The 13,331-nt window shown below is 31.0% G+C and carries 9 protein-coding genes; 4 read left to right on the top strand and 5 right to left on the bottom strand.

Going from position 1 to position 13,331, the window contains the following annotated elements; all coding sequences use genetic code 11:
- The 3 genes from ABWP20_RS10685 to ABWP20_RS10695 all read right to left on the bottom strand — a co-directional run bounded on the left by ABWP20_RS10685 (position 1) and on the right by ABWP20_RS10695 (position 5,307).
- Positions 1-945 carry a helix-turn-helix domain-containing protein gene (locus tag ABWP20_RS10685; protein WP_353095789.1) on the bottom strand — a complete coding sequence of 315 codons (945 nt, stop codon included), beginning with the start codon at positions 943-945 and terminating at the stop codon, positions 1-3.
- Positions 946-1,022: 77 nt separating this feature from the next.
- On the bottom strand, positions 1,023-2,387 hold the full coding sequence (locus ABWP20_RS10690) for a hypothetical protein (protein WP_353095790.1): 1,365 nt from the start codon (positions 2,385-2,387) through the stop codon (positions 1,023-1,025).
- Between the two features lie 16 nt (positions 2,388-2,403).
- A complete protein-coding gene (locus ABWP20_RS10695) occupies positions 2,404-5,307 on the bottom strand; it encodes an acyl-CoA dehydratase activase (protein ID WP_353095791.1) in 2,904 nt (967 codons plus the stop codon).
- 189 nt (positions 5,308-5,496) lie between these two features.
- Between ABWP20_RS10695 and ABWP20_RS10700 the strand changes: the two genes are divergently transcribed.
- From ABWP20_RS10700 to ABWP20_RS10715, 4 genes are all read left to right on the top strand, one after another.
- Positions 5,497-6,186, top strand: coding sequence for a response regulator transcription factor (locus tag ABWP20_RS10700; protein ID WP_353095792.1), 690 nt, complete (start codon positions 5,497-5,499; stop codon positions 6,184-6,186).
- 4 nt (positions 6,187-6,190) lie between these two features.
- Positions 6,191-7,420, top strand: coding sequence for a HAMP domain-containing sensor histidine kinase (locus ABWP20_RS10705; protein WP_353095793.1), 1,230 nt, complete (start codon positions 6,191-6,193; stop codon positions 7,418-7,420).
- 121 nt (positions 7,421-7,541) lie between these two features.
- Entirely contained in the window at positions 7,542-8,234 is a 693-nt protein-coding gene (locus tag ABWP20_RS10710; protein WP_353095794.1) for an ABC transporter ATP-binding protein, read from the top strand.
- Positions 8,221-10,836, top strand: coding sequence for an FtsX-like permease family protein (locus ABWP20_RS10715; protein WP_353095795.1), 2,616 nt, complete (start codon positions 8,221-8,223; stop codon positions 10,834-10,836). Before ABWP20_RS10710 ends, ABWP20_RS10715 begins: the two co-directional genes overlap by 14 nt.
- A 33-nt stretch (positions 10,837-10,869) precedes the next feature.
- Here ABWP20_RS10715 and namA read toward each other — a convergent pair whose 3' ends face one another.
- Together namA and ABWP20_RS10725 are read right to left on the bottom strand one after the other, a co-directional pair.
- Positions 10,870-11,886 (bottom strand): NADPH dehydrogenase NamA, encoded by a 1,017-nt coding sequence (namA, locus tag ABWP20_RS10720; protein ID WP_353095796.1) that lies wholly within the window; start codon positions 11,884-11,886, stop codon positions 10,870-10,872.
- A 128-nt stretch (positions 11,887-12,014) separates the two neighbouring features.
- The gene (locus ABWP20_RS10725; protein ID WP_353095797.1) at positions 12,015-13,250 is read right to left on the bottom strand and encodes an aminopeptidase; all 1,236 of its coding nucleotides are present in this window, start codon (positions 13,248-13,250) and stop codon (positions 12,015-12,017) included.
- Between the last annotated feature and the right edge of the window lie 81 nt (positions 13,251-13,331).

The raw sequence follows: 13,331 nt of genomic DNA on the forward strand, positions 1-13,331 counted from the left end.
TTATAAATTTCCAAAACACTTATCCTTATTTTCCCATATCCAGATTAGCATTTTTCTGTTTTGCATTGCTAGATTCTTATATTCCTCTTTCCCATTCAACCACGCTATGAATATCATTTGAATAGAGTAAATCACATATTTTATAAGATTGTTGTCATTGGTCTCTAAGTTTTTATCTTGTTTCCTAAGGATTTTGTGTAGATTACCAATGGCTTCACCATATTTTTTTCCAGTTTCAATTCTATTTCCTGCATAACGTTCTTCAGGTGTCAAAAATTTACCTTTGATAGCATTGGTAAGATAGAAGTATCTATCATCCTCAATAACAAAATCCTCATCTTTAATGGTTTTAATAGGAGTTGCTGCAATGATTCCAGATTTCTCTAGTTCTCTTGAAATAGCAATATGAGTTTTTAAACCTGCAATATTTTTTCCTGTTTTGAAGATATATTCTTCATCAATTAGCCATGTATCATTAACCTTTACGGTACCACCTGAAGCAAATGTATCTTCTATTTCTAATTTTAAGTCCAGATCCCAATTTGATAGTAACTGCTTTATTTCTCTTTGTGTAAGCATAAATTTTGCCTCCCTAATTAAATTTACTGCTATTGGCCTTTTAGCAGTGTTTAGTTTCAAAAACTTTGAAGGAGAGCAGCCAAATTCACGCTTGAATGCTTTGAAAAATCCTGCATAGGTATCAAAACCATATAGAAGAGCTATATCTATTGTTTTCTTACCACTTTGAATCTCATAGATTCCATGGTAAAGCCTACGCTTAGTAATAAAAGCAGATACAGGAATACCTACATAGCTGGAAAAAATACGACAGAAATAATATGTTGAGAATCCTGAGATTTCTGCAAGTTCTGATAAAGAAAGTTCAGATTTTAGATTCTCCTCAATATAGTCAATTGATTTTTGAAGCAATTGGGTAGTGGTCATGGTTATTCTCCTCCCTGCCCTAGGGTAATATAAGTTTAGCATAGGGATAGAGCAAAAATATTTCCTGTGTTGCCATATTAATTTCCTGCTTTCAATTGTTTTCCCAATTTATATCCTTTAGTTTTCGAGGATTTTTCTTTTTTATCAGTTAATTCATATTTTCTAGTATGATTATTTAATTCACGATTTTCCTTAGCAACTGATAACATTAATTTAATTCTGTTTTCTTGGTTTACTTTAGTAGCGCCAGGATCATAGTCTATAGGCACTATATTTGCAGTAGGATATAAGGATTTGATTTTGCGTATCATACCTTTTCCTACTATATGATTAGGTAAGCATCCAAAGGGTTGAGTACATACGATATTTTCATATCCTGCTTTAACTAAATCAACCATTTCAGCTGTTAATATCCAGCCTTCTCCCATTTTACAGCCAGGATTTATTACATCAACAGATAGAGATTTTAAATCTTCAAATGAAGATGGAGCTATAAATTCACTATGCTTTTTAATTGCATCGATTATCATATTTTCATATATTTGTAGATATTTCATTGCCATAGATGGGCCTATCTTTTTAAGTTCATTTCCGCCATAGATATTAATATCTTCTATGGAGTTATCAACACAATACATAGCAAATCCCATGATACCGGGAACCATTACTTCACAATCTTCATCTATAAGAAATTCTTCCAGATGGTTGTTTCCTAATTTTGAATATTTAACATAAATCTCTCCAACAATTCCGACTTTAATTTTTTCTTCGTGGAAAACTGGAATTTTAGTAAATGATTTTACTATTCTTTCTAGATTTCTTTTTACTTCTTTTATTTTAAGTCCCTTATCATGGTCAAATTGTTTTCCTAAATGCTCAATCCAAAATCTTACCAAGTCTTTACTATCTCCCTTGGTTATTTCATAGGGGATAACTTGATTTTTCAACAGCATTAAAATATCACCATAGGTTAGAGCTACTAATAATTTGTCTATAATAGGCAAGGTAAGCTTAAATCCACTATTTTTTTCAAGACCCTTAACATTAAAGGAAATAATCGGTATATTGTTATATCCAGCTTTATTTAAGGCTTTCCTAAGTAAATGTATATAGTTAGATGCTCTACATCCTCCGCCTGTTTGACTAATAATTAAAGCTACTTTATTTACATCATATTTACCACTATTTAATGCATCAATCATTTGACCAATAACAAGTAATGCTGGGTAACAGATATCATTATGCACGTATTTTAATCCCTCATTTACAACAGAAGGACCTTCGTTTTTAAGGAGTTCTACTTTATATCCAAATTGCTCCAAAACTTTTTTAAAAAGGGAAAAGTGAATTGAAGACATATCTGGAATTAAAATGGTATAATCCTTTTTCATTTCCTTAGTAAATACAACATTTGAATCTTGGATATCAATACAATCTGCCATATTACCATGACTCCTTTCATTGATTGAGAGCTTCCATCAGGCTACGAAGTCTAATTTTAACAGCTCCAAGATTAGTTATTTCATCTATTTTTATTTGAGTATAGATTTTTCCTTCTTTTTCTAATATCTCTCTAACTTCATCTGTTGTAACGGCATCTAAACCACACCCAAAAGAAACTAATTGGACCAAATTCATATTATTTTTATTCCCTATATATTTAGCTGCAGCATATAGTCTAGCATGATATGTCCATTGATTTAAAACTGAAGTTGAAAATTTAGATATATCTCCGCTAATAACATCTTCTGATATAACTACAGCACCTAATTGACATATCAATTTATCTATTCCGTTGTTTATTTCAGGGTCTACATGATAAGGTCTCCCTGCCAGAACTATAATAGGTAAATTATTTTTATTTGCATAATCTATATAATGTTTGCCCATGTTCTGAATATTTTTTAAATGAGAATAATATTCATCATAGGCTTTATTGGAAGCTATTTTGACTTCATTTAAACTAATATCTTTAAAACTTTGATTTAAGATAACATGGATTTTTTTAATAAAATCCTTCGGTCTGTGGAGTCCAATATAATTATAGATAAAGTTAATATCTTTAATCTGAGGAACATTTCCTTCTATTACTTCAGGATAGTATGCAACTACAGGGCAATTATAGTGATTATCTCCAAGACCCTCATCTAAATTATAGCTCATACAAGGATAGAATATATTACTAACGCCTGCGTCTATTAAGGACTCAATATGGCCATGAACAAGTTTTGCAGGGTAACAAATAGTATCAGAAGGAATAGTATGCTGACCTTTTAGATATAGTTCCCTATTGGATTTAGGGGAAATAACTACTTCAAATCCTAATTCTGTAAAGAATTTATGCCAGAAGGGCAACAATTCATACATATTCAATACCATAGGAATGCCTATTTGTCCACGTTTATTTTCACTTCTAACAGAACTATATTTATTTAATAGTTTTAGTTTATAGTCGTATATACTTAATTGCTTTTTGCCTTCTTTTTTCGCCAAAGGTCGTTCGCATCGGTTTCCACTAATAAATTTCCTATCATCATCAAATTTATTGATGGTTAATCTGCAATTATTGCTGCAAAGTCCACAGTTAGTTCCTTGTACTTCATGAGAAAAGGATTCCAATTTGTCTTTAGATAGAATTGTGGATTTCTCCTTAGTATTGGATTTTGCATAGAGGGCTGCACCATATGCTCCCATTAAGCCTGCAATATTGGGTCTAATAACATTTTGTCCTATTTCCATTTCAAAAGCACGAAGCACAGCATTATTTAAAAATGTGCCGCCTTGAACTACAATATTCTTACCCAATCCATCTGAAGATGTAACTCTAATTACTTTATATAATGCATTTTTAACTACTGAAGTTGATAAACCTGCAGATATATCTTCAATAGTGGCACCATCTTTTTGAGCCTGTTTTACAGAAGAATTCATAAAAACAGTGCAACGGGAACCTAAATCTACAGGATTTAGGGCAAAAATACCTAAATTTGCAAAGTCTTTAATGTTATAATTCAAAGCACCTGCAAAGGTTTGTAAAAATGAACCGCAACCAGAGGAACAAGCTTCATTTAAAAATATATTATCAATAATACCATTCCTTATTTTAAAGCATTTAATATCCTGTCCGCCTATATCTATTATAAAATCCACATTTGGTCTAAACTTTTTAGCGCCAGTAAAATGTGCAATAGTTTCTACGATACCATAATCTATTTGAAAAGCATTCTTTATTATCTCTTCACCATAGCCAGTTACTGTACTAGAGGCTATTTTAATATTTGGAAAATCCTTATAGAAACCTTGTAGAAAATCTTTTACAATAGACACAGGATTTCCTCGATTTGGAAGATAGACTGAATTTAATATATTTTCATCATCATCAACTACTATCATCTTTATTGTAGTAGAGCCTGCATCAATACCAAGATATGCATTTCCATTATATTCATTGGGATTTGCGTATATTACCTTTTCCTCATTATGTCTAGAAATAAAAGCTTCATATTCCTTCTTATTGTTAAATAATGGAGAAGTATGGGCAAAGGTACCATCATTATTTTCATTTTCAATCATATTTATGATGGATTTTATATTCATTTTCTGATTCTCAGACATAAAAGCTGCACCAAGAGCAACGAAATATAGGGAATTATTTGGTGATATACCATTAGTATTGAGGGTTTTATCAAAGCTTTTTCTAAGTTCAGATAAAAATGTAAGAGGGCCTCCAAGATAGACAATATTTCCAGATAATTCTCTGCCCTGAGCTAGACCTGCTATAGTTTGATTTACAACGGCATAAAAAATACTGGCAGCCACATCGTTTTTCTTGGCACCTTGATTTAATAGAGGTTGTACATCTGATTTTGCAAATACACCACATCTGGAGGCAATGGTATATAACCTGTCATAAGATTTAGCTAAATCATTCATTTCGGTGGGAGTAATATTAAGTAAAGTTGCCATCTGGTCGATAAAAGCCCCAGTACCGCCGGCACAGGAACCATTCATACGAACTTCCAGACCATCAGTTAGAAATAGTATTTTTGCATCTTCGCCTCCCAACTCAATGACTATATCAGCTTCTGGTATCAATTTTCCTACAGCAACCCGTGTGGCATAGACTTCCTGTATAAATGGGATTTCACATCTATCGGCAAGCCCCATACCAGCAGAACCAGAAATAGCAAGATTAACATATTCATCAGAAGAATATTCTTCCATAATTTTTTCTAACAGTTCTTTAGTCTTTTTAATAATCTGAGAATAATGACGTTCATAGGAACTAAAGACTATATTGTCATTTTCATCTAGTACAATACATTTCAATGTAGTAGAACCTACATCAATACCAATTCTCACTCTATATCGTCCTTTCATTTTGTATAATTAACTTTATTATACTATATCATAGTTTTATAATAATTCAATATATAGAAAAGATACTATTTTGTCATTTTTATGCAGAGATAATCTGATGTATAAGAGATTTAAGAAGAATACTTAACTGGGACTTTATGGTATAATATTTTAAATGAAAGAGGTGGAGATATGATAAAGATACTTTTAGTAGAAGATGATAAAACTTTAGCTATGGGAATAGAATATACCTTAAAAAATGAAGAGTATATAGTAGATGTGGCAAATAGCTTTTCTAAGGGAAAAGAATTAATAGATAGGGGAGATTATGATTTAATAATACTAGATATTGGATTGCCAGATGGAAATGGATTTGAATTATGTAAATATATAAGGAAGGATAAAACAACACCTATTATATTTTTAACAGCTCAGGATGAAGAAGTAAATATAGTAATGGGCTTAGATATTGGCGGAGATGATTATATAACTAAACCTTTCAGAATAAAAGAGTTGATTTCTAGGATTAAGGCAGTACTTAGGAGAGCGTCTAATGTTATTCAAAAGGATATTTTAATATCAGGAGATATTAAGATAAATTTAATGGAATATAAAGTATATGTTAAAGGAGAATTAGCCCAATTAACACCATCAGAATATAAGCTCTTAAATATTTTAATGAATAATTCCCATAAAGTATTGTCTAGAACAAAGATATTAGAAAATCTATGGGATGTGGACGGAGAGTTTGTAGATGATAATTCACTATCAGTATATATAAGGCGACTTAGAGAAAAAGTAGAAGAAGATTCATCTAATCCTAAATATATAAAAACCGTAAGAGGAGTAGGATACAGATGGGATTTAGATGTTAGGGGGTAGTAGTTTGTTTCGAAATGAAGAGTTTAAATCTATGGTATTAAAGCTTATATTATTACAGATAATATTTGCTATATTAGGGCTTTTTCTTGCAAATATATCCATAGATAATATAAATAAAAAAATAATAGAACGGGATATGGCATTAGTTGGTAATATGATGAAAAATCATCCAGAATTAAAAGAAGAGATGGTATCATATATAACAAAGGAAATTCTAGAGCAAGATAAAAAGATTGGAGAAGAAGTATTAAAGTCTTATGGCTATCATGAAGAGTTAAATAAGTCCTTTCAGCCAATATTAAAAAGAATTAGCCCAAATCTGCAAATATTTCTATTTTTATTAATACTTTCCTTTACAATTCCATTGGGTTATATGATAAAAGGTGAATATAAAAAGATATATAAAAAGGTACAAGATATATATACTGCATCAGAAAAGGTAGTCGAGGGAGATTTTGGAGTTTATTTATCAGAAGAGGGAGAGGGAGATTTTAATATACTAAATCATCAATTCAATCAGATGGCAGATAGATTAGAAAATAGTCTAGATATATTAAAAAAAGAGAAGGTATTTTTAAAAAATATGATATCAGACATTTCTCATCAGCTAAAGACACCTTTATCATCTTTAATAGTAATTAATGACCTTCTGTTAGAAGATGAAGATATGGAACTAGATATAAGACAAAATTTCCTAGAAAAGGAAAGAACCCAATTAGAGAGAATGGAATGGCTTACAATTAATTTATTAAAATTGGCAAGAATAGAGGCAGGAGCCATTGAATTTAAAAAAGAAAAAGTATTATTAAAAGATGTAGTTAATATAGCTGTATATTCATTAAGCCATAAATTAGAAGGACAAAGTTTAGTAATAGAAGGAAATGAAAATGCTTTTTTTTATGGGGATAAAGATTGGACTAGGGAAGCCATTATAAATATAATTAAAAATGGTATAGAACATGGAAGAGGAAAGATTAATATTAAGTTAGAAGAAACCCCATTGTTTAGCAGTGTTATCATAATGGATAATGGTGAAGGAATAGATGAGGAGCATTTACCCCATATTTTTGAAAGATTCTATAAAGTAAATAGTGAAGTGAAGCCAGAGAGCATAGGTATAGGACTTAATTTAGCAAAAATAATAGTAGAATCCCAAAACGGTACTATTTCTGTAAAAAGCAAGAAAAATCATGGCACTGAGATGATAGTAACTTTTCTAAAAGGGATAATTTAGAGGATAAAAAATATTTTCCTGTTGTTTAAGTCAACCTTACTAAATTGTAATTATTCCATTCACTAAGATGTAAGACTGACATTATATAATATAGTTAGAAAATGAATAGGAGGGAATAAAGATGGATGTAGTGAAGGTTGTTGATTTGTGTAAATCATATGGAACAGGAAATACTAAAGTAGAAGCTCTAAAAAAGGTTAATCTAACTATAGAACAAGGAGAATTTATAGCAGTAGTAGGAGCCAGCGGTTCTGGCAAATCTACACTATTACATTTACTGGGGGGAGTAGATAAACCAACTAGTGGCAAGGTTTATGTGAACGGTATAGATATATATGGTCTTTCAGAGAAGGAGCTAGCCATATTTAGAAGAAGAAAGGTAGGATTTATCTTTCAATTCTATAATTTAGTTCCAGTACTTACGGCAGAGGAAAATATGCTTTTGCCTTTACTTTTAGATACAAAGAAGGTAAATAAAGAGCATTTTGAAGAATTGATAAATATTCTTGGACTACAGGAAAGAAGACATCATTTACCTAATGAACTTTCTGGAGGGCAGCAGCAAAGGGTATCCATAGGAAGAGCATTGGCTTATAGTCCTTCTATAGTGCTGGCAGACGAGCCTACAGGAAATCTGGACAGTAAAAATAGTAAGGAAATAATAGATTTACTTAAAATATCTGTAAAAAAATACAATCAAACTCTAATCCTTATTACACATGATCTAAATATTGCATCACAAGCTGATAGAATAATAACCATAGAGGATGGAAACATCGTAAAGGATGAGGTGATTAATAGTGAAAAGCTATAAAGAAATCACCTACAGATATTTAAAGGGACAGAGAAATAGGACTTTACTTACTATATTAGGAATAATCCTATCTGTAGCACTTGTTTCAGCAATAGGAACTATAATAGTATCTGTTAGAGGAGCAATGATTACAGAAGCCATAAGGGAAAATGGATCCTATCATGCTAAGTTTCTTGATATGAATAAAGACAATATAAATAAGATAGTTAGTCATGTAGGGGTATCGGAAGTAGGAATTACTAAAATTGAAGGTGCAGCTATAGTTAAAGAGACTACAAAAGCGGAGCAAGAGGATTATGGATTGAATATTCCTTATAGATATATAGAGATAGAGGGATATGAAGATAAAGCACTGGAAATGCTTCCATTTAATCTTAAGGAAGGAAGATTTCCAAAGACTTCAGATGAAATAGCTATGGAGTATTGGGTTACAAGTTATTTTGATAAGGAAGTAAAACTAGGAGATAAAATAAGACTAACAATTGGAGAGAGATTAATTGAGAATGATGGGGAAACTCAGGAAGAGCAAATAGGCAGGAAAGAAACTTTCAAAAAAACAGGAGAAAGAGAATATACAGTTGTAGGATTCACAAAACCCCCATATATTTGGAAGGGAGATTTAGTTACTAAAGGTATTACTGGATTAGATAATAAAATAGATGATGGAAAATATAATGCCTATATAAAAATTCCAGATATAAAAGATGCACATGAAAAAATAATATCAATTGCAAAGGACATAGGAAAGACAGAAAAGGATTTTAGTTATAACTATAGGGTGCTGCGACTATATGCTGAAAGTTTAAGTGATACTTTTAATAAATCAATGGTGGCTCTTTTAGCTTTCGTCATAATTTTAATCGTAGTGTCTACTATAGCAGTTATATATAATGCCTTTAATATATCTGTTCTAGAGAGGATATCTCAATTTGGACTCCTAAGATCAGTTGGTGCTACTCCTAAACAAATTAGGGGAATAGTATTTAAGGAATCAGCCATACTTAGTTTAATAGGAATACCTATCGGATTATTCTCAGGAGTATTTGCAATGAAAGTAGTTCTATATATTATTGGTTTATTGAAATCAGATATAAATATCTTTAGAGATATGAAAATAACCATATCAGGAACTGTATTTTTAATTAGCTCCATAACAGGGTTAATTACAGTATTTTTATCAGCCATAGGTCCAGCAAGACGTGCAGGAAGAGTATCTCCTTTAGAAGCCGTTAGGAATACAGGTAATTTTAAGAAAGAAAAATTTAAAAAAGTAAAAAATACTACGTTTATTAGAAAATTATTAGGTGTAGAAGGAGAAATTGCCTATAAGAATCTAAGAAGAAATCGAAAGAGGTTTGTAATTACTGTATTTTCTATGGTTATAAGCATATCTTTATTTATTACATTCTCTAGTTTCTCAGATTTTATGTTTAAAATGGGAGTTGTAGAGAATGGAGATATGGGGGATTTTTTCATCTATGGGGATATAGATGATAAGGCAGAAAAAATATATACAGAGCTAAAAGATATAAAAGATGTAAAAAGAGTATATAAATTAAAATATAATCAAGGAGAGGCATTAATTGAAAAAAGTAAAATCAGCAAAAAGATGATGGAAATGGCTCCTGATTTATTTGATGAAAAGAAAGATGATTTAGTTAGAGTAAATAATTTTGAAGTATATACTATTGGAGATGAAAATTTTGAAGTTCTAAAGGGATTATTAAAAGAAGGGACTTTAGATATAGATAAATTAAATAAAGAAAATGGAGTATTAGTTATAAATAACACATATGCATATAATCAAGAAACCGATAGAAATTCTTTGATAGAAGGATATAAATTAAAGATAGGAGATAAAATACCTTATACTTCCTATGATTTAGATGAAGAAGGAGTAGAACCTGTATACAAGGAATTAACAGTAGTAGGAGTATTGGAAAAAGGCATATTAGACAGAGAATATAATTTAAATAGTAGTATAAATGCTATAACTACTGAATCAGTATTAAAGAATTTACTTAAGACAGATGATGAAGCTAAGGCAATAAGATATCGTACAAGTATGTATATTGAAATGGTTGAAGATGGAGAGATGGAAAGTATAAAATCTTATTTAGATGAATTAGAGGAAACGACATTAAGGTTTGGTTATGTAGACTACGCAGAAGCTGCTAAGGAAAACAGGATAGCAAGTATAATAGTAAGTATATTTTTATATGGATTTGTAGCTATTATTACTTTAATTAGTTCAATAAATATAATAAATACTATAAGCACAAATATTATTTTGAGAACTAAGGAAATTGCAATGATTAAGGCTGTAGGTATGACCCAATCTGGAATTAAGCGAATGGTAGCTTTAGAATCCCTATTCTATGGATTATATGCAGCAGTATTTGGAGGTATCATAGGTACAGGACTTGCATATGTTTTGTTTAATATAGTAATGCATATTAAAGAATTTCAGTGGGTAATGCCATGGAAAAATATAATTATTTCTTGTATTGGTGCCACAATAATAGCTATATTATCAGGGACATATCCACTAAAGAGAATTAACGATAAGATAATAGTTGAAAGTATGAAGGCAGAGAATTAAATAAAAAGCTGTAGAGAAGGGTTCTCTACAGCTTTAAAAATATCCTCTTTCATACTGTTTAGGATATTTAAGAGGGAGATTATTTTCATACGCCATATTTAGCACGAAATATGGATCACGAAGTAGTCCTCTGCCTATGGCTACTAAATCAGCCCTATTATTATATAGGATTTCCTCTATTTGGTCATATCCATTGATAAGCCCTACTGCAATTGTAGGTATATTACATTTTTCTTTTATGGTTTCAGAATGTAATACTTGATATCCTGGGAATATATCAAACTTAACGCTAATAAGTCCACCTGTACTTACATGGACCATATCTATATTATCTTTTACTTCATTGATAATTTTGACCATTTCTTCTTTATTGATACCATTTTCTGTATAATCATCAGCAGATACTCTAAGAAGAATTGGTTTTTCCTTAGGCCATACTTCTTTAATAGAATCTAATATCTCATTTAAGAATCGAGTTCGATTCTCTAGACTACCACCATATTCATCAGTTCTTTTATTGGTAATAGGGGATAAAAACTCATGTATAAGATATCCATGAGCTCCATGAATTTCTATACTGTCAAAACCAGCTTCATCTGCACGTCTTGCAGCCTCTTTAAAGTCTAGGACTATTTCCTTGATTTCATCTGTAGTTAATTCACGGGGGACTCTATATTCTTCACTGAACCTAATAGATGAAGGGGCTACAATATATTCATCATTTGATGTACATTTCCTTCCTGCATGGGCTAATTGGATAGCTACTTTGCTTCCATGGGATTTTACTTTATCTACCAGTGATTTCAATCCCTCTATATGCTCATCACTCCAAATTCCAAGGTCATTACTTGATATTCTACCATTTGGCACAACTGCTGTAGCCTCTATAATAATTAAACCAACATTGCCTATTGCCCTAGATGCATAATGTACTTGATGAAAGTCCTTAACCATTCCATTTTCATCAGAGGAGTACATACACATTGGAGGCATTACTATACGATTTTTTAATTCTAATCCCTTTAGATTATATGATGTTAAAGATTTCAAAAATATCACCATCCTTAAAAATATATTTACCCATGATATGGATTTATAATAAGAAATATAAAAAATTCAATGAATAAAATGTAAACGGCTATTTTTTAAACAAAATAGCCGTTTACACTCATTGGTAATTATAATGCCCAGTTTCCATTTTCAAATATTTGTATTTTTTCTCCCTCTTTAGTTTCGCCAAGGATATTCATATCCTTGGAACCTACCATAAAGTCAACGTGAGTAAGAGAGTTATTTACTCCATGAGCTTCTAGTTCTTCATCTGTCATTTTCTCTCCACCCTTTATATTAGTAGGATAAGCTTTACCAAAAGCAAAATGACAAGAAGCATTCTCATCAAATAAAGTATTCATAAATACAATATTGGAATTAGATATTGGAGAATCAAAAGGTACTAAAGCTACTTCCCCTAAATATTTTGCACCTTCATCAATATTTAATAAATCTTCTAAAGTTTCTTGACCTACTTTGGCTTCAAAATCAATTGCTTTACCATCCTTAAATGTAATCTTAAAATCATCAATTAGCTTTCCGCCGTAATTAAGAGGTTTAGTACTGTATACCACACCATTTATACCAGTTTTAAGAGGCATAGTAAATACTTCTTCAGTAGGAATATTTGCTGCAAAAGAAATATTCTTAGAATCGACTTCACTACCACCAGCCCAAATATGTCCTTCTGGTAATTCTACAACTAAATCTGTACCATTAGATGAGGTATAGTGTAATGATTTTAATTCTTTTTCATGTAATAAGTCGATCTTGTTTTTTAAATTTGCCATATGTTCTTCCCATGCCTTAATAGGATCTTCCAAATCCATACGAGTAGCATTAAATATGGCAGCCCATAGTTTTTCTACAGCCTCATTTTCATCTACATCTTTAAAAACCCTCTTTGCCCAAGATTTTGTAGGAATAGATATTACACACCAGGGATTTATATTATTCATAGTATATTTTCTCCATTCTTTTAAAGCCATAGAGGAGGATTTATTGTTTGCTGATATTTTTTTAGGGTCAATTTCTTTTAGTAACTCTGGATCTTGAGCTGAAATTGAAATAAAACCAGCACCTTTTTTAGCATAATCTTCTAAGCCATCAGCATACCATTTTGGAAAATTTTCAAATACTTCCATAGGAGCATTTTCATATTTTAGCTTTGTAAGTACTTCATCATTCCAATTGACATGAACTTCACTGGCACCAAGCTCATAGGCATTTTTAGCAATAAGTCTAACAAAATCAACACCTTCAATAGGGGCAGTGATAACTAAAGGCTGATCTTTTTGAATATTGATACCTACCTTGACACATAACTTTGCATATTCATTTAATATAGTTTCAAAACTTTTCAAGATATCACCTCTTTAACGTATTTATCTATAGCGTTAATCATAATTCATAACGCTTGAAATCACTGTATCTTACACAGTGAT

This window comes from Tissierella praeacuta (genome assembly GCF_040396155.1).
In the GTDB taxonomy this organism is placed as follows: domain Bacteria; phylum Bacillota; class Clostridia; order Tissierellales; family Tissierellaceae; genus Tissierella; species Tissierella praeacuta_A.